Genomic DNA, 21963 nt, shown 5'->3' on the forward strand with positions numbered 1-21963 from the left:
TGGATGCTTTCAGTTGACCGGGATGACGCGCAGCGGCATGCCGATGGCCTCGATCAGCTTCTGGCGGACGCCGTGCACGGTGACGGAGGCGAGCTGGCAGCCGACACAGGCGCCGGAAAGGCGGATATAGACGGCATCGCCTTCCAGCTTCACGAGCTGACAGTCGCCGCCGTCCCGTTGCAGGTTGGGGCGGATGGCCTCGATTGCCGCCTCGATCAGCGGCCGGCGGCGGGCCAGGAGTGCGGCCCGCATGCCTTGCGCGCCCGGGTCAGTTGCCTCGATGGCGACCGGTGGCGCCTTCGGCACCTCGGGGCTGACCAGTTGCGGTTTCGTCGCCGGCCTGGCAGGCCGGGACTTCAATCCGTCAAACAGCGTGACGCGGGCCGACTGGCTTTGGTCCTGCATGATCTTCTCCCGCTCAGCCGAACGACTTGCCGCAGGCGCATTTGTCCGCGGCATTGGGATTGTCGAAGACGAAGCCCGACGATTCGAGGCCGGTGACGAAATCGACGGTCATGCCTGCCACGTGGGGCTGGGATCGCGTATCGACGTAGACCTTGACGCCGTCGGCGTCGATGACGGCATCACCGTCGCGCGCCGTCGATTCCAGGCCCATCATGTATTTGAAGCCGGCACAGCCGCCGGCCTCCACCATGATGCGTAGGCCCTCGGCCGGCTCGGCGGCCTTCGACAATGCGGACTTGACGGCGGAAACGGCATTCTCGGTCAGGATAATCATGGCGCGGTTCTCCATCTTGGTAGGACGACGCGATTGACCATGCATCAGCCGTGCCAGAGATTATTTATCTTATAAAACAATAGCTTGATGCGTTTCTGCATTGTCGACTTTGCGACAACGTCGACAATCCGACAGTGGTCCGACAGTGCAGGGCGCCATGACCTGAGACCCTGAACTTCCTCCAGAATTTGGTAGAGTCCGTCACATCAAGGAGACGGACGAATGAAGCGTTCACGGTTCACGGAAGAACAGATCATCGGAATATTGAAGGAGCAGGAGGCGGGCGCGAAGACAGTCGATGTCTGCCGCAGGCACGGCATCTCGGATGCAACCTTCTACAAATACAAGGCGAAGTACGGCGGCATGGACGTGTCCGATGCCCGCAAGCTGAAGGCGCTCGAGGACGAGAACGCCAAGCTGAAGAAGCTGCTCGCCGAGGCCATGCTGGACAATGCGATCCTGAAGGATGTCGCTGCAAAAAAATGGTGACGCCCGATGTGAAGCGGAATGCGGTGGCTCACGTCTGTGCGCAGCACGGGGTGAGCCAGCGTCGGGCGTGCGAGGTTCTATCGGTGGATCGTTCGAGCATGCGATATCGGAGCGTGCGGCCGGACGATGCGTCCATCCGCGAGGCGATGAAGAAGGTGGCGTCCGAGCGTCGTCGCTTCGGCTATCGCCGTATCCACGTGATGCTCGACCGGCAGGGGATGGTCATGAACCTGAAGAAGCTTCGACGTCTCTATCGCGAGGAGAAGCTGACGGTGCGCAAGCGCGGCGGCCGAAAGCGGGCCTTGGGGACGAGACGTCCTTTGGCTCTGCCGTCGCGTCCGGGCGAGCGCTGGAGCCTGGACTTCGTCAGCGATGCCTTCACCGACGGTCGTCGCTTTCGGGTGCTGGCGGTGGTCGACGACTTCACCCGTGAATGCCTGTGCCTGGTCGCCGACACATCCCTGTCGGGGGCACGGCTTGCCCGCGAACTGGATAGTCTCATCGCCAGACGGGGAAAGCCGAGGACGATTGTCTCGGACAACGGCACGGAGATGACCAGTATGGCCATCCTCAAATGGTGCCAGGAAGCAAAGGTCGAATGGCACTACATCGCCCCAGGCAAGCCGATGCAGAACGGCTTCGTCGAAAGCTTCAACGGCAGCTTCCGTGACGAGTGCCTCAACGAGACCCTGTTCTCGTCGCTCACTCAGGCCCGAGCCGCCATCAACGCATGGAAGGAGGATTACAACAGGAGCAGACCCCACTCGTCGCTGGGCAATATCACCCCCAGCGAGTTCGCAATGAAAATGGCTATGGAAAAACAGGCCGCATGAGGCCAGATTAAAAACCCAAGACTCTCCCGAAAACTGGAGGGAAAGTGGGTCTCAGGTCAGCCATCCTACAAAACAGCGGGCGGCTGTCGGGTTTGTCACGTCTGCGACAGGCCGATGTCGATGTCGGCGGTTGGCGTCAATGTTGTGCAACTAATTGAAATTAAATGATAAAATATGTCGTCGCGTTCGCCTTTTCCAAACTGGCACGGCTTTTGAAACGAGAGGGATGGCGGCGGTCAAGCCTGCCGATCCGGTATCCAATTCGCGGCCTCGCCGCGGTTGCTTAAGCGAAGGAAGGAAAAGTCATGGCAGCTCTGCGTCAGATTGCATTTTACGGGAAAGGCGGTATCGGCAAGTCGACCACCTCCCAGAACACGCTGGCCGCGCTCGTCGACCTGGGTCAGAAGATCCTGATCGTCGGCTGCGACCCCAAGGCGGATTCCACCCGCCTCATTCTCAACTCCAAGGCCCAGGACACCGTCCTGTCGCTCGCCGCCCAGGAAGGCTCCGTCGAGGATCTCGAACTCGATGACGTGCTGAAGATCGGCTACAAGGGCATCAAGTGCGTCGAGTCCGGTGGTCCGGAGCCGGGCGTCGGCTGTGCCGGCCGCGGTGTCATCACCTCGATCAATTTCCTGGAAGAGAACGGCGCCTATGACGACGTGGACTATGTGTCCTACGACGTTCTCGGCGACGTCGTCTGTGGCGGCTTCGCCATGCCGATCCGCGAAAACAAGGCCCAGGAAATCTACATCGTCATGTCCGGCGAGATGATGGCGCTCTATGCCGCCAACAACATCGCCAAGGGCATTCTGAAATACGCCAATTCCGGCGGCGTGCGCCTGGGCGGCCTGATCTGCAACGAACGCCAGACCGACCGCGAGCTCGATCTCGCCGAAGCCCTGTCGGCACGGCTCAATTCCAAGCTGATCCACTTCGTGCCGCGCGACAACATCGTGCAGCATGCCGAACTGCGCAAGCAGACGGTCATCGAATATGCGCCGAACTCCCAGCAGGCTCAGGAATACCGCCAGCTGGCCCAGAAGATCCATGACAATTCCGGCAAGGGCACCATCCCGACGCCGATCACCATGGAAGAGCTGGAAGACATGCTGCTCGACTTCGGCATCATGAAGACCGACGAGCAGATGCTGGCCGAACTGGCCGCCAAGGAAGCCGCCAAGCAGGCCGTCGCCGCCGTGTGACCGGCTCAGACGAAACCGGGCGCCGGCCTTGACCCGGCGCTCCTTTTCAATCCGGCGGATGTACCGCCATCCTGTTCAAAGGGGTAGAACGCCATGAGCCTCGATTATGAAAACGACAGCCAGCTCCACGAGAAACTGATCGAGGACGTGCTGTCGCACTATCCCGACAAGACGGCCAAGCGCCGCAAGAAGCACCTGAACGTCGCCAAGACGGGCGAAGAGGTCGATGCCGAGGACGGCAAGCCGCTTTCCGAATGCGACGTGAAGTCGAACATCAAGTCCATTCCGGGCGTCATGACCATTCGCGGCTGCGCCTATGCAGGCTCCAAGGGCGTGGTCTGGGGGCCGGTCAAGGACATGGTCCACATCTCCCACGGACCGGTCGGCTGCGGCCAGTATTCGTGGTCGCAACGCCGCAACTACTATATCGGTACGACCGGCATCGACACCTTCGTCACCATGCAGTTCACCTCCGATTTCCAGGAGAAGGACATCGTCTTCGGCGGTGACAAGAAGCTCGAAAAGGTGATCGACGAGATCGAACAGCTCTTCCCGCTCAACAACGGCGTGACGATCCAGTCCGAATGTCCGATCGGCCTGATCGGCGACGACATCGAAGCCGTGTCGCGCAAGAAGAAGAAGGAGATCAACAAGACGATCGTGCCGGTGCGCTGTGAAGGTTTCCGCGGCGTGTCGCAGTCGCTCGGCCACCACATCGCCAATGATGCGATCCGCGACTGGGTGTTCTCCGGCGAGGACAAGCATGCCGAATTCGAGACCGGCCCCTACGACGTCAATATCATCGGCGACTACAATATCGGCGGCGATGCCTGGGCGTCCCGCATCCTGCTCGAGGAAATGGGCCTGCGCGTGGTCGGCAACTGGTCGGGCGATGCGACGCTCGCCGAGATCGAGCGGGCGCCGAAGGCCAGGCTCAACCTCATCCACTGCTACCGGTCGATGAACTACATCTGCCGTCACATGGAAGAGAAGTACGGCATTGCCTGGACGGAATACAACTTCTTTGGTCCCTCCCAGATCGAAGCCTCGCTGCGCAAGATCGCCAAGCATTTTGGGCCGGAGATCGAGGCCAATGCCGAAGCCGCCATCGCCAAGTACCGCCCGCTGGTCGATGCCGTGATCAACCGTTTCCGTCCGCGCCTCGAAGGCAAGACGGTGATGCTCTATGTCGGTGGCCTGCGCCCCCGCCACGTCATTACGGCCTATGAGGATCTCGGCATGGAGATCGTCGGCACCGGCTACGAATTCGGCCACAACGACGACTACCAGCGCACCCGTCATTACGTGAAGGACGGCACGCTGATCTATGACGACGTGACCGGCTACGAGCTGGAAAAGTTCATCGAGGGCATCCGCCCCGATCTGGTCGGCTCCGGCATCAAGGAAAAGTACCCGGTCCAGAAGATGGGCATCCCGTTCCGCCAGATGCACAGCTGGGACTATTCCGGCCCCTATCACGGCTATGACGGCTTCGCGATCTTCGCCCGCGACATGGACCTCGCGATCAACAATCCGGTCTGGGGCCTCTACGACGCGCCATGGAAGAAGAAGCAGGCCGAACCATTGCCGATCGCCGCCGAATGACCTGGGCCGGGAGCGCTCCCGAGCGCCCCGACCCTTTGCAAACACCCTGCGGGATAACCCGTCCGGGATTTCCTGAAACGTCTCATATGTCCCCGAGCCGCCGTATGGCGCGGCCGCAGTGGATGGAGGTGAAGTCATGCCACAGTCAGCAGAAAAGGTTCTCGACCACGCCCCGCTCTTCCGTGAGCCAGAATATGTCGAGATGTTGAAGAACAAGAAGGAAAACTTCGAATGCCCGCATCCGGGCGAATGGGTCGACGACCAGCGCGAACTGACCAAGACCTGGGAATATCGCGAAAAGAACCTCGCCCGCGAGGCGCTCGTCGTCAATCCGGCCAAGGCCTGCCAGCCGCTCGGCGCGGTATTCGCCGCCGCCGGCTTCGAAAAGACCATGTCCTTCGTCCATGGATCGCAGGGCTGCGTCGCCTATTACCGCTCGCACCTGTCGCGCCACTTCAAGGAGCCGTCGTCCGCCGTCTCCTCGTCGATGACGGAAGACGCGGCCGTGTTCGGCGGGCTGAAGAACATGATCGACGGGCTTGCCAACACCTACACGCTCTATGAGCCGAAGATGATCGCGGTCTCGACCACCTGCATGGCGGAAGTCATCGGCGACGACCTGCGCAGCTTCATCGAGAACGCCAAGAACGAAGGTTCCGTGCCGGCCGACTACGACGTGCCGTTTGCCCACACGCCGGCCTTCGTCGGCAGCCATGTCGACGGCTACGACAACATGGTGCGCGGCGTGTTCGAGCATTTCTGGAAGGGCCAGCCGCGCACCGAGATCAAGGGCCGCTTCAACCTGATCCCCGGCTTCGACGGTTTCTGCGTCGGCAACAACCGCGAGATCAAGCGCATGCTGGCGATGATGGGGGTCGATTATACCTTCATCCAGGACGCCTCAGACCAGTACGACACGCCGTCCGACGGCGAATATCGCATGTATGACGGCGGCACGAAGATCGACGACGTCAAGGCGGCGCTGAACGCCGAATGGACGCTGTCGCTGCAGCATTACTGCACCCGCAAGACCGAGGATTACTGCAAGGAGGTCGGCCAGAAGGTCGCCTCACTGCATTATCCGATGGGCGTTCGCGGCACCGACGACCTGCTGATGAAGGTCTCGGAGATGACCGGCAAGGAGATTCCGGAAGAGCTGCGCATGGAGCGCGGCCGCCTGGTCGACGCCATGGCCGACAGCCAGGCCTATCTGCATGGCAAGAAATACGCGATCTACGGCGATCCGGATTTCGTCTACGGCATGGCCCGCTTCATTCTGGAAACCGGCGGCGAGCCGACCCATTGCCTCGCCACCAACGGTACGCCCGCCTGGGAAGCGGAGATGAAGGAGCTTTTCGCCTCCTCGCCCTTCGGCAAGGATTGCCAGGTCTGGCCGGGCAAGGATCTGTGGGCCATGCGCTCGCTGCTCTTCACCGAGCCGGTCGATCTTTTGATCGGCAGTTCCTATGGCAAGTATCTGGAGCGCGATACCGGTACGCCGCTGTTGCGCCTGACCTTCCCGATCTTCGACCGCCATCACCATCACCGCTTCCCGGTCATGGGCTATCAGGGCGGCCTGCGCGTGCTGACGACGATCCTCGACAAGTTCTTCGACGTCTACGACCAGCAGACGATGGTCCCGTCGAAGACCGACTATTCGTTCGACCTGACGCGCTGAGCGCGGCGTCGCCGAACTACAAGAGCCGGCCCCGAAAAGGCCGGCTTTTTTCGTCGGCGCTGATTTCCGCCGACGGCCATGCTATATAGGCGGCAGGACCATGGAGAACGCCATGAATATCACCGTCAGTGAGGCCGCGAAAAGACTTGCCGAACTTGTCCGCCGTGCCGAAGCGGGAGAGGAAATTGTCCTGACCGACGCCGGAAAAGCGGTTGCAAGGTTGCAGGCGGAAGAGAAAAGAGCGCTGACGCCCGAAGAGAAGCTGGCGATCATTGATGACATAAGTCGCCGCGCCGCGAAGGAAGCGAAGCCCGGCCCCGATGCGGCGCACAGTCAGGATTTTCTCTACGATCCCGAGACCGGACTGCCCGCGTGACTGTTGTAGACACTTCGGCGATGCTGGCGATCCTCTTGCGAGAGCCCGAGGCGGGTGAGTTGGCCAACCGATTAGCGGTGTCGGGCGACGTTCTGATATCTGCGGGAACGTTGTCTGAGATGTATATCGTGGCGAGCAGGCGGGGTATTTTCGAAAGGCTTGACGAGTTTCTGGCGCGGATCAGGCCGGAGATCGTTCCGGTCACGGAGGAGGTCGCGAAAGAGATCGGCGCCATCTACCGCCAATGGGGCAAAGGGTTCCACCCGGCGGGCCTCGACTTCGGCGATTGCTTCGCCTACGCCCTGGCGAAGGAGCGGGATGCGCCGCTGCTTTTCGTCGGCAACGATTTTTCCCGGACCGATATCCGTCCGGCGAGCGGACTTGCCTGACCGCTTTGTCGGGAAAGCGACAAGCCGACAAAGGCCTTTGTCGGATCCGTTGTTTGCAAGAATTCTGCAACCATATGAATTTTCTATAAAAAAATTATCTCATTGATGCTGGCATGGCGCTTGCAGAATTGTCCTTGTCACCTCCTTTCCGGAGGCGGTTCGGACAAGGATCTCGCCAATGTCGCTGAAAGCAAAGATCGACGACGTGTTCAACGAGCCCGGTTGCGACAAGAACCAGGGCAAGGACCCCAAGGCGCGCAAGAAGGGCTGTTCCAAGCCGCTGACGCCGGGGGCGGCGGCCGGCGGCTGCGCCTTTGACGGCGCGAAGATCGTGCTGCAGCCGATCACCGATGTCGCCCATCTGATCCATGCGCCGCTCGCCTGCGAGGGCAATTCCTGGGACAACCGCGGGGCGGCGTCCTCTGGGCCGGATCTCTGGCGCACCTCGTTCACGACAGACCTGACCGAGCTCGACATCGTTCTGGGACAAGGCGAGAAGAAGCTGTTCAAGGCGATCCGCGAGATTTCGGACACATATGCCCCGCCGGCGATCTTCGTCTATTCGACCTGCGTCACCGCGCTGATCGGCGACGATATCGAGGCCGTCTGCCGCCGCGCGGCGGAGAAGTTCGGGCTTCCCGTGGTGCCGGTCAACGCGCCGGGCTTCGTCGGCTCGAAGAACCTCGGCAACAAGCTGGCCGGCGAGGCGCTGCTCGACCATGTGATCGGCACCGAGGAGCCGGACGACGTCACGCCCTATGACGTCAACATTCTCGGCGAGTTCAACCTGTCCGGCGAATTCTGGATGGTGAAGCCGCTGCTTGAAAAGCTCGGCATGCGCATTCGCGCCTGCATCCCCGGCGACGCGCGATACCATGATGTCGCCACCGCCCACCGGGCGAAGGCGACGATGATGGTCTGTTCCACCGCCCTCATCAATCTGGCCCGCAAGATGGAGGAACGCTTCGGCATCCCCTATTTCGAAGGCTCGTTCTACGGGATTTCGGACACCTCCGAGGCGCTCAGGGAACTTGCCCGCCTGCTCGTTCAACAAGGAGCGCCCCCTGAGCTCCTTGAGCGGACGGAATCCCTGATCAAGGAGGAGGAGGCCACCGCCTGGGCCGCGCTCGAGGGATTCCGTCCGCGTCTTGAAGGCAAGCGCGTACTGCTCAACACCGGCGGCGTGAAGTCCTGGTCGGTGGTCCACGCGCTACAGGAAATCGGCATCGAGATCGTCGGCACCTCGGTCAAGAAATCGACGCCCGAGGACAAGGAGCGCATCAAGCAGATCCTCAAAGACGAGAACCACATGTTCGACTCGATGGCGCCGCGCGATCTCTACGCCATGCTGGCCGAGCACAAGGCCGACATCATGCTGTCGGGCGGCCGCACCCAGTTCATCGCGCTGAAAGCAAAGATGCCCTGGCTCGACATCAACCAGGAGCGTCATCATCCCTATGCCGGCTATGACGGCATGGTCGAACTGGTGCGCCAGATCGACATCGCCATTCACAATCCGGTTTGGGAAACCGTGCGCCAGGCCTGCCCCTGGGACAAGGACGGCCGCCTGCTCGAAGCCGAGCCCGCGCGGAGCTTCGTGGCGCATGGGGCAACGGTCGCCGCCCCCGTCCACGCCTTCCGCAAGTTCGCCTCCACCACCGCCGACGACATGGGAGAATGCTGATGGCCCGCGTGCAGCATCAGACGAAACAGGTTGCGATCAACCCGCTCAAATCCTCGCAGCCGCTGGGGGCCGCCTTCGCCTATCTCGGCGTCGACGGCGCCATGCCGCTGTTTCACGGCAGCCAGGGCTGCACCTCCTTCGCGCTGGTGCTGTTCGTCCGCCATTTCAAGGAGACGATCCCGCTTCAGACCACCGCCATGGACGAGGTGGCGACCATTCTCGGCGGCGCCGACCATCTGGAGGAGGCGATCCTCAACCTGAAGAACCGCACCAAGCCGAGCCTGATCGGCATCTGCACCACGGCGCTTGTGGAAACCCGCGGCGAGGATTTCGCCGGCGATGTCGCGCGCATCAAGGCCAGGCGCGCCGAAGAGCTGGCCGGCACCGAGGTGGTGCTGTCCAACACGCCGGATTTCGACGGAGCGATCGAGGAGGGCTGGGCCAAGGCCGTGACCTCGATGATCGACGGCGTGACCATCCCGGGCGAACGCGCGCGTGATCCGAGGAAGGTGGCGATCCTGCCCGGCTGGCACCTGACGGTCGCCGATATCGAGCATATCCGCGAGACGGTCGAGAGCTTCGGCCTGACACCGGTGATCCTGCCGGACGTTTCCGGCGCGCTTGACGGAACGGTGCCCGACCGCTGGATCCCGACGACCTATGGGGGCACGAAGGTCGAGGACATCCGCGATCTCGGAACCTGCTTCCAGGCAATCGCCATCGGCGAGCACATGCGCGGACCGGCGGAGGCCTTGCAGGCAAGAACCGGCGTGCCTTACGCTCTGTTTCAGCAGCTCTCGGGCATGAAGGCGATCGACCGCTTCATCACCATGCTGGCGATGATTTCCGGCAATCCGGTGCCGGCCCGGGTCCGCCGCCGCCGGGCCCAGTTGCAGGACGCGCTGCTGGACGGCCATTTCCATTTCGGTGGCAAGCGGATCGCGATCGCCGCCGAGCCGGACCATCTCTATCAGCTCTCAACCTTCTTCACCGGTCTGGGCGCCGAGATCACGGCGGCGGTCACCACAACCGGCACCAGCCGCATCCTGTCGAAGGTCCAGGCCGAGGTGGTTCAGGTCGGCGACCTCGCCGATCTGGAGGCCATGGCGCAAGCTGCCGAAGTCGATCTCATCGTTACCCATTCGCATGGCCGGCAGGCCGCCGAACGCCTCGGCGTGCCGCTGATGCGCGTCGGCTTCCCGATTTTCGACCGGCTCGGCAGCCAGCACAGGCTGACCGTTCTCTACGAAGGCGCCCGCGACCTGATCTTCGAGGCGGCCAATATCTTCCAGGCCAACCAGCACCAACCGACGCCTGAAGGGCTCAATCCTTTCCGCAACAGGGAGACCGACAATGACAGCTGTCCGACGTCTTTCACTCGTCACTGACGAGGGTCAGGCACCTGCGCCCGAACGCCCCAAGGGGGCATTGCGCATCGCGATTGCGACGCAGGACATGAAGGGGCTGAACGCCCATTTCGGTTCGGCGAAGCTGTTTGCGGTCTATGACGTGACGCCCGAAAGCTGGAATTTCGTCGAGGCGGTCGGCTTCGGCGATGTGTCCGACGAGAGCGGCAAGCACAAGACCGAGGGCGACGATCGGATCACGCCGAAGGTCGAGGCGCTCAAGGGTTGCCACCTGTTGTTCTGCCTGGCGATCGGCGGCCCGTCCGCCGCCAAGGTCGTCTCGGCGAAGATCCACCCGATCAAGGTGCCCCAGCCCTCGTCGATCGACGAAGTGCTGGGCCGCACCCAGACCATGCTCAAGACCGCGCCGCCGCCCTGGCTGCGCAAGGTGCTGGCCGAGGCCGGCGTTTCCGTCACCAAACCGTCCTTCGACGACGAAGATTGAAAAAGGAGACTGCCCATGACCCCGACTGCCGTTCTCGAAAAGACCGCCGTCTCCGACGACGACGCCATGGCGACGCCGTTCATGAAATGCCTTGTCCGGCTGATGCGCGCGCAAGATACCTATGACGCCTGGGAGGGGCGCTCGGATGCCTCCATCCTCACCGACTTCATCGTGACGAAGGAGCAGCGCCGGGAGATTCCGATCATCGGCGATCCCGACCCGGATGTGCTCTGGCGGCTGGAGATCTTCTATTCAGCGGTCGGCCTCGCCATCGAGCAGGAAACCGGGATCATGGCTTCGCCGATGATGAAGATGAGCCATGAGGGTTTTGGCCGCGTGCTTCTGACGACCGGCCGTCTCGTCGTCGTGCTGAAGACCTTGCGCGACGTGCACCGCTTCGGTTTCGAAAACCTCTCCAAGCTTGCCGAGGCCGGCAACAAGCTGGTGCAGGACGCGGTCGAAATGGTCGGGAAATTCCCGGACGTGGCGAAATACTGAAGGTGGGAGGTGGCGATGTCGGAACTCGAAGAGCTGCAGAAGAAGGTCCGCAAGCTCAACTCCCGTGCGGGAATTGCCAAGATGGAACTGCATGATCTGGCCGAGGACCTGCCGATCAACTGGGCGCAGATCATCACGGTCGCCGAAAAGACCTATGGCGTCTTTGCCGAGCTCGATGCGGCGAAGGCCGAGCTCGCGGCGATGGAGGGCGTCTGATGTCCGGCCCCTTTGCCACCCGCGACGGTTCTAGCTGGATGCCGGACTACCTGACGGCGATCGACGGCAAAACCTGCATCGGCTGCGGCCGGTGCTTCAAGGTCTGCTCGCGCGGCGTCATGCATCTCTACGGTGTCGATGAGGATGGCGCGGTCCTCGGTCTCTACGACGAGGAGGAGGGGGATGATTTCGACGGCGAGCTCAACCGCATGATCATGGTCGTCGATCAGGCCGGCGCCTGTATCGGCTGCGGCGCCTGCGCCCGCGTGTGCCCGAAGAACTGCCAGACCCATGTGGCGGCCAGCGAGCTTGCCGCATGACATGAATCGAATGGGCCAAAGGAGATGGTGCGATGTTTGCCGATCACTATGCCGCCCTGATCGCCGGGCAATGGCCGACGGTCAATGCGGATGCCGCCTTCGACCAGCACGCGCTCGCCTGCGTCTTTTCGGTCGCCCGTGACGAACAGCTTTTCGGCCGGGCAAGTCTGGTCGAAGCGACCGGTCTCTCGTCGAAGGATCTGGTTCGGCTGGTCAGTCTCAGCTTCCCAGGTGTGCCGCTGCGTTTTTTCGATCTCAAGCCGACGGGCGAGGCGCCGCAGCGCGATATGGAGGAAGACATGCTGCATGCCTTGCTGCTGGAGCATGCGGACGGCGGCCTGCCGAAAAGTCCCTATTTTGCGCGTATCGTCGCAAGGCGTGCCATGCGGGACGACCACCTCTGGCAGGATCTCGGGCTTTTCGAAAGGGCCGAGCTGACGCGCCTCCTAAACCGGCATTTCCCCACCCTTGCCCAGGGCAATACCGATAACATGAAGTGGAAGAAGTATTTCTACCGCAAGCTTTGCGAGGTCGAAGGCTTTTCGCTCTGTACGGCACCAAGCTGTCGGGACTGCACCGACTTTGCGTCCTGTTTCGGGGAGGAAACGGGCGAGAGCCGGTTGGCACGACTGAAGAATGGGCTCGTCGCCGCCGGCTAAAGCATCGCGGAGGCGGGGCAAATCTCCTTTGCCGGTCCGGTCCGATCGAGAAAGACATGGAAACTCTCGAGGGACCCGAGGGCAAGACCCGCAGATGAGACCTTGGGAGCGCCTGCAAGTTCGAAGGGGGGGCCTGCGGCCTTTCCGCATTTCGTCGAGCGTCGGCGAACTGGTTCCGATCCCGTGGACCGCGTCCGGCCGCCTTCTCGTCTCGCATCTGTCCGAAGCCGAGATGCTCGACTTCATCCCGCCGGAAGACTTCATACTGCCGAGCGGCCGGCGGATCGAGCCGGCGGAATTCATCGCCCAGGTGCGACAGGCAGCGAAGGACGGCTTCTTCACCTTCAACAGCGAGGTCGAGAATTTCACCCATTGCTTCGCCGCGCCTATCTACCAGGCCGACGGTGTCTGCATCGCCACGCTCTGTCTGGTCCCGCCGCGCGAAGACGGACTGCGCAACCGCAGCGCCTATCTCGAGAGCCTCGTCGGCGCCTCGCGCGAAATCTCGGAAAAACTCGGCTTCGGCGGCGTTCAGGACCGGGCGAACCGCGCCAGCGTGTAGCGATCGGGCTTGGCCCGGCGCCATTGCGGCGGGATCGGCACCTGCACTCCATGGACTGTCAGATACAGTTTCGAGACGGGTTCTGCCCGACGCGGCGTGGGGCGTTTCCGGCATGCAGGGCGGCGTTAGTCGACCCACCAGGGTTTCCGCTTCTCCGCAAAGGCCGCGCGGCCTTCGAGGGCCTCGGGCGATTGGGAGAGGTCGGCAATGGCGCGCTCGGCGAAGGCCAGCCTGTCACCACCCTCCATGTCCCGCATTTCGCGCAGGGCCTGTTTCCCAGCCTGGATCGCCGCGGGGGAGCCTTGACCAAGCGTGGCGAGTGCAGAGGACAGGACCGTGTCCAGCTCGGCCTGCGGCACGCAACGGGTGATCAGGCCGCATGATTCGGCGGCGGCCGCGGTAAAGCCCTCGCCGAGATAGGCCATCTCCTGCAGGCGCCTCAGGTCCATCACGGGCAACAGCTTTGCCGCCACCATCATCGGGAACAGGCCGACCCGGACTTCCGGCAGGCCGAACTTCGCATGCTCGGCGGCATAGGCGAGGTCGCAGGCGGCGACGAGGCCGATGCCGCCGGCGAGGACCGAGCCGTTGATGCGGGCGATCACCAGCCTGCTGCAGGTTTCGATGGCGCGCAGCACTTCGGCGATCGGATTGGCGCCGTCTTTCGACCGGAACATGCCGCCCGCGCTCTCCTTGAGATCGGCGCCGGAGCAGAAGCTGCGCTCGCCGGCGCCGGTCAGCACCACGGCCCGCAGCGTCTCGTCGGTCGAGGCTGCCTCGAGAGCGCCGATCAGCGCCTCCACCACGGCTGCGTTGAGGGCATTGTGCACTTGCGGGCGATTGAGCGTCAGCCACAGGACCTTGCCGCGGCGTTCGACGAGCAGTTCATCGGTCATTCTTCATCCTCCCGCCTGTCGTCCGGCCTGCAACGCCCGGCCCGCACGCGATTCGGTGCGTCGGCCGAGCAGGCTGCTGATCCAATCGCCCGTCTCCGCAACCATCGACAGATCCACCCCTGTCGAAATGCCGAGGCCCTGCAGCAGGTAGAGCACGTCTTCGGTCGCGATATTGCCGGTGGCGCCCGGCGCATAGGGGCAGCCGCCGAGGCCGGCGACGGAGCTGTCGAAAACGGCAATCCCTTCTTCGAGGCTCGCCAGCACATTGGCGAGGCCCTGGCCATAGGTGTCGTGGAAATGCATGGCGATTCTTTCGCGCGGCAAATCGGCGGTCACTTGACGGATGATGCCGCGGACCTGCCTTGCCGTGCCCACGCCGATCGTGTCGCCGAGCGAGATTTCGTAACAACCCATGGCGGCCAGGTCGTTCGCCATGGCCTCCACCTCGACGGGCGGAACATCGCCGTCGAAGGGGCAGCCGGCGATGCAGGAGACATAGCCGCGGACCTTCATGCCGCGGGCGCCGGCGAGATCGAACACGTCGCGGAGCCGGGCAAGGCTTTCCACCCGAGAGCAGGCGAGGTTTTGTCTGCTGAAGCCCTCCGATGCGGAGACGAAGACCGCGATCTCGTCGACGCCCGCGGAAATCGCGGCCTCCAACCCCTTGAGATTGGGTACGAGGGCCGGATAGGAAGTGCCGGGTCGTTTCGTAAGCCTGCGGAAGACTTCGCCGGACCCCGCCATCTGCGGCACCCATTTCGGAGAGACGAAGGAACCGGCCTCGACGACCGGCAATCCCGCAGCGGCAAGGCGTTCGACGAGCTCGACCTTGACAGCGACGGGCAGTTCGCCGCTCTCATTCTGCAACCCGTCACGCGGGCCGACCTCGACGATCTTGACGCTTTCCGGCATCTCCATGTCAGCCGGCCTCCGGTTCGAAGTCGACCAGCACGATGCCGGCGTCGACCATCGCGCCTTGCTCGCAGTTCAGCGACCGGACCAGGCCGGCGGAGGGTGCGCGGATGGTGTGTTCCATCTTCATGGCCTCCATGATGACGAGCGCCCGGCCCGCTTCGACAAGATCGCCTGCTTCGGTCAGCACGGCGCGAATGAGGCCCGGCATCGGCGATGTCAGGCCGCCCGCCAAGGCCTCCGGAGCAGCAGCGCCAGCCTGATCGGGGGTGGTGACGCGATAGCGGTTTGCGTCGACGACGAGATCGAAGGCCTCACCGTCGGCGAGGAAATAGCCGGTGTGCTTGCGTCCGCCGACCATCGCCGAGAGCCGGCCGTCCTCGCCAAGCACGCCGTCCACCACCAGGGCCTCGCCGCCGATGCCGATCTCGAAGCCGCGTGCCAGATAGAGAACCTCCGTTTCGATCGCCTGCTGCCCGAGGACAAGCCGCAGTCTCTCACGGGCCGGTCCGTTGAGCCGGAAGCCGTTCGTCCTGTTCCACGGACTATGGGGATCGGCCGTCGCCATCGACTGGCGCTCGATGGCGACCTTTCGGGCCAGCAGCAGGCCGAGCGTCGCCATGGCCACTGTCGTCTCGGCGGGTTCCGGTGCGGACAGAAGGGCGGCCTCGTTGCGGGCGATGAAGCCCGTATCGAGATTGGCTTCGGCGAAATCCGCAAGGCGCGACAGCCTGGCCAGAAAGCCTGCATTGCTGGTCACGCCGGCAATGGCCGTGCCGCGCAGGGCAGCGCGCAGACGGCGGACCGCCGAGGCGCGATCCGTGTCCCAGACGATCAGTTTTGCGATCATCGGATCGTAATGCACGGTGATGGTATCGCCGGCGCGCACGCCGCTGTCGATGCGGACATGGGCGTCCGGCTCGGGCAGGACGAGGTGGCTGATCCTTCCGATCGCGGGCAGGAAGTCATGGTCCGGATCCTCGGCATAGAGCCTCGCCTCGATCGCGTGACCATTGATCTTGAGATCGGCCCAGCTCTCCGGCAGGCGTTCGCCCGTAGCCACCCGCAACTGCCACTCGACCAGGTCGAGACCGGTGATGAATTCGGTGACCGGATGTTCGACCTGGAGGCGGGTGTTCATCTCCATGAAGTAGAATGCGCCGCTTTGATCGAGCAGGAATTCCACCGTACCGGCACCGGAATAGCGGATGGCGCGGGCGCAGGCGAGGGCCGCCTCGCCCATGCGTTTGCGCAGATCCTCCGGCAGGCCGGGGGCGGGGGCCTCTTCGATCACCTTCTGGTGGCGGCGCTGGATCGAGCAATCGCGCTCGAACAGCGAATGGCAGTTGCCGTGATTGTCGGCGAAGACCTGAACCTCGACGTGGCGGGGGCGGACGAGAAATTTCTCGATCAGCATCCGCTCGTCGCCGAAGGCCGCCAGTGCCTCGCGCTTGGCACCGGCCAGTTCGCCGGCAAAATCCTCCGGCCGGGCGAGGATGCGCATGCCCTTGCCGCCGCCGCCGGCGGAGGCCTTGATGAGCACTGGATAGCCGATCTTCGCTGCCTCGTCCGCGAGCAGGTCGGGCGACTGGTCGTCGCCATGATAACCGGGAACCAGCGGCACGCCGGCTTCCGCCATCAGGGCCTTGGCCGCGCTCTTGCCGCCCATGGCGCGGATCGCCGACGGGGGCGGGCCGATGAAGACCAGTCCGGCATCCGCACAGGCTTCGGCGAAATCCGCATTCTCCGACAGGAAGCCATAGCCGGGATGGATCGCCTCGGCCCCGCTTGCCAGCGCGGCGGCAATGATCTTGTCGCCGTCGAGATAGGAGTGGCGCGCCGGTGCCGGGCCGATCGAATCGGCCTCGTCGGCCATCGCCACATGGGCGGCATCACGGTCCGCTTCGGAATAGACGGCGACCGTGGCGATGCCCATCCGGCGCGCGGTGCGGATGATCCGGCAGGCGATTTCTCCCCGATTGGCGACAAGGATCTTGGAAAACATCACCATCACATCCTGAATATGCCGAATTGGGTGCGCTCGATTGGTGCATTGAACGCGGCGGAAAGCCCGAGGCCCAGCACCATGCGCGTGTCGGCAGGGTCGATCAGGCCATCGTCCCACAGCCGGGCGCTGGCATGGTAGGGGTGGCCTTCGGTTTCGTAGCGCCTCCGGATCGGGTCCTTGAACGCCTCTTCCTCCTCGGCCGGCCAGTCCCGGCCCTGCGCCTCCAGGCCGTCGCGCCGGACCTGCGCCAGCACGGAGGCCGCCTGTTCGCCGCCCATCACCGAAATCCGCGCATTCGGCCACATCCACAGGAAGCGCGGCGAAAAGGCCCGGCCGCACATGCCGTAGTTTCCCGCGCCGAACGAGCCGCCGATGATGACGGTGAACTTCGGCACTTTGGCGCAGGCCACCGCCGTCACCAGCTTGGCGCCGTCCTTGGCGATGCCGCCCGCCTCGTATTTCTTGCCGACCATGAAACCGGTGATGTTCTGCAGGAAGACGAGCGGAATGCCGCGTTGGCAGCAGAGCTCGATGAAATGCGCGCCCTTGAGCGCCGACTCCGAAAACAGGATACCGTTATTGGCGATGATGCCGACCGGATAGCCGAAGATATGGGCGAAGCCGCAGACCAGCGTCGTGCCGTAAAGCGCCTTGAACTCGTCGAATTCCGATCCATCGACAATTCGGGCGATCACTTCGCGCACCTCGAAGGGCTTGCGAGTATCGTCGGGCACGATGCCGTGCAGGTCTTCCGCCGGATAGAGCGGTTCTACGGGTTGTCGGATCTCGAGATCGACGCGTTTCGGCCGGTTGAGCGTGCGAACGATCCCGCGCGCCAGCGCCAGCGCGTGGCGATCGTCACTGGCATAGTGGTCGGTGACGCCGGAGACGCGCGAATGGACGTCGGCTCCGCCCAGTTCCTCGGCCGTCACCACTTCGCCGGTCGCCGCCTTCACCAGCGGTGGCCCGCCGAGGAAGATCGTGCCCTGGTTTTTTACGATGATCGACTGGTCGCTCATGGCCGGCACATAGGCGCCGCCCGCCGTGCAACTGCCCATGACCACGGCGATCTGCGGAATGCCCTCCGCCGACAGGGTCGCCTGATTGTAGAAGATACGGCCGAAATGCTCGCGATCGGGAAAAACCTCGTCCTGCCGGGGCAGGTTGGCGCCGCCCGAATCGACGAGGTAGAGGCAGGGTAGGCGGTTCTCGCGGGCAATCTCCTGGGCGCGCAGGTGCTTCTTCACGGTGAGCGGATAATAGGTGCCACCCTTTACGGTCGGATCGTTGGCGACGATCATGCATTCGCGACCGCTCACGCGCCCGATGCCGGTGAGGATACCCGCGGCCGGCACGGCTTCGTCATAGACGCCGTAGGCGGCGAATTGCGACAGCTCCAGGAACGGGGTGCCGGGATCGAGAAGCCCGTCGATGCGATCACGGGGCAGAAGCTTGCCGCGCGACAGGTGCCGGTGGCGCGCCGTCTCTCCGCCACCGAGCGCGATCTCGGCGACCCGCGATCTCAGATCCTTGACAAGGCCGCGCATGAAGGCGGTATTGGCATGGTAGGTCTCGTCGCGGGCGAGCGTGGATTTGAGCTGCATCGTCATCCCCTCACGCATTGCTCTTGAACAGTTCGCGGCCGATCAGCATGCGCCGGATCTCGCTGGTGCCTGCGCCGATCTCGTAGAGCTTGGCGTCGCGCAACAGGCGGCCGGCCGCGCTGTCGTTCATGTAGCCGGTCCCGCCCAGGAGCTGGATGCCGTCGAGGGCGACCTGGGTTGCCCGCTCGGCGGCGAAGAGGATGGCGCCCGCCGCATCCTGCCGGGTGATCCGGCCGTTGTCGCAGGCCCGCGCCACCGCATAGACATAGGCGCGCGAGGCGTTCATCGCCGTATACATGTCGGCGATCTTGCCCTGCACCAGCTGGAACTCGCCGATCGGCTTGCCGAACTGGCGTCGCTCCCGGCTGTAGGGCAGGACGAGGTCGAAGGCCGCCTGCATAATGCCGATCGGGCCGGCCGCCAGCACAGCGCGCTCGAAATCGAGCCCGCTCATCAGCACGGTGACGCCGTCATCCACCTTGCCGAGCACGTTTTCCGCCGGCACTTCGCACTCCTCGAAGACCAGTTCCGAGGTCGGCGATCCACGCATGCCGAGCTTGTCGAGCTTCTGACCGGGGCGAAATCCCTTGAACCCCTTCTCGACGATGAAGGCGGTGATTCCGCGCGGCCCGGCGGCCATGTCGGTCTTGGCGTAGACCACCAGCGTGTCGGCCTCATGACCGTTGGTGATCCACATCTTGGTGCCATTCAGCACGTAGAAGTCGCCCTTGCGCTCGGCCTTCAGCCGCATCGACACCACGTCGGACCCGGCTTCGGTCTCGCTCATGGCCAGCGAGCCGACATGGTCTCCGGAGATGAGCATGGGCAGATAGCGCCGCTTCTGCCCGGGCGTTCCCCAGCGATGGATCTGGTTGACGCAGAGATTGGAATGCGCCCCGTAGGAGAGGCCGATGGAGGCCGAGGCCCGGCTGATCTCTTCCATCGCCACGCAATGCGCGAGATAGCCCATATCGGCCCCGCCATAGTCCTCGGAAACCGTGATGCCGTGCAGGCCGAGTGCACCCATCGCCGGCCAGAGGGCACGGGGAAAGCGATCCTCCCGGTCGATCTCGTCTGCCAGCGGCGCAATCCGGTCCTGGGCGAACCGCCTAACACTGTCGCGCAAGGCGGCGATCTCCTCCCCGAGATCGACGTCGAAGACTGCCGCGAGGTCCTGGCTCATGGTTTAACTCCTCCTCCCGACGGATGACGACGCAGCCGTCTCCTGCGTTGAAAGCGGCCGGCGTCTCCTCCACGCCGGCTGCCGTATTCTATGCCGCTTCGCCTCCGGTGAAAGCCGCCGAACGGCGCACGAAGGTCTTGATGGCAAAATTGGACTGGATGCGGGCCACGCCCGGAACCGTGGTCAGGAAATCGAGAAGCTGCTGGTAGTGCGGCAGGTCACGCACCATGGCATGGATCAGATAATCCGTATTGCCGCTGGTCTGGTAGCCGCCGACCACTTCCGGAAGGGAGGAGACGCTCTGCTCGAAGGTCGTCAGCACGTCCTTGATCTGCCGTTCGAGCGTCACCGAGATGAACACGCCCATCGTGCCGAGCAGGCGGTTCTCGTCGAACACCGCGGTATATCCGCGGATGATCTGCGCGTCTTCCAGCTTGCGCACGCGCCGGAGCGTCGGCGTAATCGAAAGTCCGATCCGGGAGGCGAGGTCGCGCCAGCTGATCCGCCCGTCCTCGCTGAGGGCATGCAGGATTTTCTGATCGAAACCGTCGAGCTCTTCCATGGATCAAACGATCTACAGTTTTCCGTAATGATGGAACAAAGATACCGAGATCGGCATTTCTGTCAATCAGAATAGCTTTGAAACGAATTCTGGATAGTGATAGCGTTTGCCAGCGCCTGCATCGACAGTTCATCTGAACTCCGCTGCGGCGATGTATTCAGGCTTGGAGGAGCCGGATGCGGGCAAGGTTCTTTCCAAGGAGGTGGAAAGTGGCTGAGCATGATTCTGTCTCTATTGTCGGTTCCACCCCTGCCGCCTTCCGGACGAGACCGGATGGTACCGCAGATGCGTACGCCGTCGTGACGCATTCGGCGCTTCGGCCGCATGGCCTCGGGTGGAACCCGCGCGCCGACCTGGCCGCAAGCACCGCGACCGCCATCGCCATGAAGGGTGACTGAAGAGCAGGAAATGTAAGTTCGCCGCCTGGAGGAGGTGGTCACGTGAGGAGGAAACACAGGGCATGACCGAGAGCACGCGTTTGAGCCTGCATGTACCGGAACCCGCCGTCCGTCCGGGCGACCAGCCGGATTTTTCCAATGTCAGCATTCCAAGGGCCGGATCGGTGCCGCGGCCGGAAATCGACGCCGCCGCCGAGACCATGCGCGAACTCGCCTATTCGATCATTCGCGTGCTCAACCAGGAAGGCGAAGCCGTCGGCCCCTGGGCCGGGCTGCTGTCCGACGAGGAACTGCTCGCCGGGCTCCGGCACATGATGATGCTGCGCGCCTTCGATGCGCGCATGCTGATGGCGCAGCGCCAGGGCAAGACATCCTTCTACATGCAGCACCTCGGCGAGGAGGCCGTCAGCTGCGCCTTCCGCAAGGCGCTGTTGAAGGGCGACATGAATTTTCCCACCTATCGCCAGGCCGGATTGTTGATCGCCGACGACTATCCGCTTGTGACGATGATGAACCAGATCTTCTCCAACGAGGCGGATCCGCTGCACGGCCGGCAGATGCCCGTGCTCCATTCGTCGAAGGCGCACGGCTTCTTCACGGTGTCGGGCAATCTCGCCACGCAGTTCGTGCAGGCGGTCGGATGGGCCATGGCCTCGGCGATCAAGGGCGACACGAAGATCGCCGCCGCCTGGATCGGCGACGGATCGACCGCCGAATCGGATTTTCATTCGGCGCTGGTCTTTGCCTCCACCTACAAGGCGCCGGTCGTTCTCAACGTCGTCAACAACCAGTGGGCCATCTCCACCTTCCAGGGCATTGCCCGGGGTGGGTCCGGCACCTTTGCCGCCCGCGGTCTGGGTTTCGGTATTCCGGCGCTCAGGGTCGACGGCAATGACTATCTCGCGGTCCATGCGGTCGCCCGCTGGGCGGTCGAGCGGGCGCGACGCAACCTCGGCCCGACGCTCGTCGAATATGTCACCTATCGCGTCGGCGGCCATTCGACCTCCGACGATCCGAGCGCCTATAGGCCCAAGACCGAATCGGAAGCATGGCCGCTCGGTGACCCGATTCTCAGGCTGAAGAAGCATCTGATCGTGCGCGGCGTCTGGTCCGAGGAGCGGCATGTGCAGGCCGAGGCGGAGATCATGGACGAGGTGATCAGGGCGCAGAAGGAGGCCGAGAGCCACGGCACGCTGCATGCCGGCGGCAAGCCGCCGCTGCGCGACATCTTCGAAGGGGTCTATGCCGAAATCCCGCCCCATCTGCAACGGCAACGCAAGATGGCGGGGTGCTGAG

Annotated in this window: 22 protein-coding genes and 1 pseudogene; 15 read left to right on the forward strand and 8 right to left on the reverse strand. The window is 63.4% G+C overall.

Translation table 11 applies throughout. The features are described 5' to 3' along the window. Positions 1-9 precede the first annotated feature (9 nt). Both AC07Y0_RS23125 and AC07Y0_RS23130 read right to left on the reverse strand, forming a co-directional pair. Positions 10-405 carry a NifU family protein gene (locus AC07Y0_RS23125; RefSeq protein WP_498679946.1) on the reverse strand — a complete coding sequence of 132 codons (396 nt, stop codon included), beginning with the start codon at positions 403-405 and terminating at the stop codon, positions 10-12. A gap of 13 nt (positions 406-418) precedes the next feature. Beyond that, complete coding sequence (locus AC07Y0_RS23130) at positions 419-739, reverse strand: iron-sulfur cluster assembly accessory protein (protein ID WP_454747456.1); 321 nt, start codon at positions 737-739, stop codon at positions 419-421. Positions 740-961: 222 nt separating this feature from the next. Between AC07Y0_RS23130 and AC07Y0_RS23135 the strand changes: the two genes are divergently transcribed. From AC07Y0_RS23135 to AC07Y0_RS23200, 14 genes and pseudogenes are all read left to right on the forward strand, one after another. After that, positions 962-2061, forward strand: a protein-coding gene (locus tag AC07Y0_RS23135; RefSeq protein WP_498673386.1) for an IS3 family transposase whose coding sequence is annotated in 2 segments (ribosomal slippage) — positions 962-1214 and positions 1214-2061 — 1101 coding nt in all. Because the reading frame shifts where the segments join, the coding sequence is not laid out codon by codon here. A gap of 305 nt (positions 2062-2366) precedes the next feature. Continuing rightward, positions 2367-3266 carry a nitrogenase iron protein gene (gene nifH / locus AC07Y0_RS23140; RefSeq protein ID WP_498679947.1) on the forward strand — a complete coding sequence of 300 codons (900 nt, stop codon included), beginning with the start codon at positions 2367-2369 and terminating at the stop codon, positions 3264-3266. A 93-nt stretch (positions 3267-3359) separates the two neighbouring features. Beyond that, positions 3360-4871, forward strand: a complete 1512-nt coding sequence (gene nifD / locus AC07Y0_RS23145) for a nitrogenase molybdenum-iron protein alpha chain (protein WP_498679948.1) — start codon at positions 3360-3362, stop codon at positions 4869-4871. A gap of 136 nt (positions 4872-5007) precedes the next feature. Beyond that, a complete protein-coding gene (gene nifK / locus AC07Y0_RS23150; RefSeq protein ID WP_498679949.1) occupies positions 5008-6549 on the forward strand; it encodes a nitrogenase molybdenum-iron protein subunit beta in 1542 nt (513 codons plus the stop codon). Between the two features lie 112 nt (positions 6550-6661). Further along, on the forward strand, positions 6662-6925 hold the full coding sequence (locus tag AC07Y0_RS23155; protein ID WP_498679950.1) for a type II toxin-antitoxin system Phd/YefM family antitoxin: 264 nt from the start codon (positions 6662-6664) through the stop codon (positions 6923-6925). Beyond that, positions 6922-7314, forward strand: a complete 393-nt coding sequence (locus AC07Y0_RS23160) for a type II toxin-antitoxin system VapC family toxin (RefSeq protein ID WP_498679951.1) — start codon at positions 6922-6924, stop codon at positions 7312-7314. Before AC07Y0_RS23155 ends, AC07Y0_RS23160 begins: the two co-directional genes overlap by 4 nt. A 178-nt stretch (positions 7315-7492) precedes the next feature. Next, positions 7493-8998: a nitrogenase iron-molybdenum cofactor biosynthesis protein NifE gene (nifE, locus tag AC07Y0_RS23165; protein WP_498679952.1), complete on the forward strand. Its 1506-nt coding sequence runs from the start codon at positions 7493-7495 to the stop codon at positions 8996-8998. Continuing rightward, positions 8998-10386: a nitrogenase iron-molybdenum cofactor biosynthesis protein NifN gene (nifN, locus tag AC07Y0_RS23170; RefSeq protein ID WP_498679953.1), complete on the forward strand. Its 1389-nt coding sequence runs from the start codon at positions 8998-9000 to the stop codon at positions 10384-10386. Before nifE ends, nifN begins: the two co-directional genes overlap by 1 nt. Then, positions 10352-10849 carry a nitrogen fixation protein NifX gene (gene nifX / locus AC07Y0_RS23175; RefSeq protein WP_498679954.1) on the forward strand — a complete coding sequence of 166 codons (498 nt, stop codon included), beginning with the start codon at positions 10352-10354 and terminating at the stop codon, positions 10847-10849. The genes nifN and nifX overlap by 35 nt, the downstream gene beginning before the upstream one ends. Before the next feature lie 15 nt (positions 10850-10864). Continuing rightward, positions 10865-11347, forward strand: a complete 483-nt coding sequence (locus AC07Y0_RS23180) for a NifX-associated nitrogen fixation protein (protein WP_498679955.1) — start codon at positions 10865-10867, stop codon at positions 11345-11347. A 15-nt stretch (positions 11348-11362) separates the two neighbouring features. Beyond that, complete coding sequence (locus AC07Y0_RS23185) at positions 11363-11563, forward strand: CCE_0567 family metalloprotein (RefSeq protein ID WP_498679956.1); 201 nt, start codon at positions 11363-11365, stop codon at positions 11561-11563. Further along, on the forward strand, positions 11563-11883 hold the full coding sequence (gene fdxB, locus AC07Y0_RS23190; RefSeq protein WP_498679957.1) for a ferredoxin III, nif-specific: 321 nt from the start codon (positions 11563-11565) through the stop codon (positions 11881-11883). Before AC07Y0_RS23185 ends, fdxB begins: the two co-directional genes overlap by 1 nt. Positions 11884-11915: 32 nt before the next feature. Continuing rightward, positions 11916-12542, forward strand: coding sequence for a nitrogen fixation protein NifQ (locus tag AC07Y0_RS23195; protein ID WP_498679958.1), 627 nt, complete (start codon positions 11916-11918; stop codon positions 12540-12542). Positions 12543-12666: 124 nt separating this feature from the next. Then, a pseudogene (locus AC07Y0_RS23200) lies at positions 12667-13104 on the forward strand (IclR family transcriptional regulator domain-containing protein); the annotation flags it as partial. Between the two features lie 125 nt (positions 13105-13229). On the opposite strand, the gene AC07Y0_RS23205 reads toward AC07Y0_RS23200, so the two are convergent. The 6 genes from AC07Y0_RS23205 to AC07Y0_RS23230 all read right to left on the reverse strand — a co-directional run bounded on the left by AC07Y0_RS23205 (position 13230) and on the right by AC07Y0_RS23230 (position 20269). Then, on the reverse strand, positions 13230-14000 hold the full coding sequence (locus tag AC07Y0_RS23205; RefSeq protein ID WP_498679959.1) for an enoyl-CoA hydratase-related protein: 771 nt from the start codon (positions 13998-14000) through the stop codon (positions 13230-13232). 3 nt (positions 14001-14003) lie between these two features. Continuing rightward, positions 14004-14918, reverse strand: a complete 915-nt coding sequence (locus AC07Y0_RS23210; RefSeq protein WP_498679960.1) for a hydroxymethylglutaryl-CoA lyase — start codon at positions 14916-14918, stop codon at positions 14004-14006. 1 nt (position 14919) lies between these two features. After that, positions 14920-16917 carry an acetyl/propionyl/methylcrotonyl-CoA carboxylase subunit alpha gene (locus tag AC07Y0_RS23215; RefSeq protein ID WP_498679961.1) on the reverse strand — a complete coding sequence of 666 codons (1998 nt, stop codon included), beginning with the start codon at positions 16915-16917 and terminating at the stop codon, positions 14920-14922. A 5-nt stretch (positions 16918-16922) separates the two neighbouring features. Then, entirely contained in the window at positions 16923-18524 is a 1602-nt protein-coding gene (locus tag AC07Y0_RS23220; RefSeq protein WP_498679962.1) for a carboxyl transferase domain-containing protein, read from the reverse strand. Positions 18525-18534: 10 nt separating this feature from the next. Further along, on the reverse strand, positions 18535-19707 hold the full coding sequence (locus tag AC07Y0_RS23225; RefSeq protein WP_498679963.1) for an isovaleryl-CoA dehydrogenase: 1173 nt from the start codon (positions 19705-19707) through the stop codon (positions 18535-18537). A gap of 88 nt (positions 19708-19795) precedes the next feature. Next, on the reverse strand, positions 19796-20269 hold the full coding sequence (locus AC07Y0_RS23230; protein ID WP_498679964.1) for an Lrp/AsnC family transcriptional regulator: 474 nt from the start codon (positions 20267-20269) through the stop codon (positions 19796-19798). Positions 20270-20729: 460 nt separating this feature from the next. Between AC07Y0_RS23230 and AC07Y0_RS23235 the strand changes: the two genes are divergently transcribed. Then, positions 20730-21962: a 3-methyl-2-oxobutanoate dehydrogenase (2-methylpropanoyl-transferring) subunit alpha gene (locus tag AC07Y0_RS23235; RefSeq protein ID WP_498679965.1), complete on the forward strand. Its 1233-nt coding sequence runs from the start codon at positions 20730-20732 to the stop codon at positions 21960-21962. The last annotated feature ends 1 nt before the right edge of the window (position 21963 follow it).

Source organism: Allorhizobium sp. GW101-3B10, assembly GCF_059424725.1.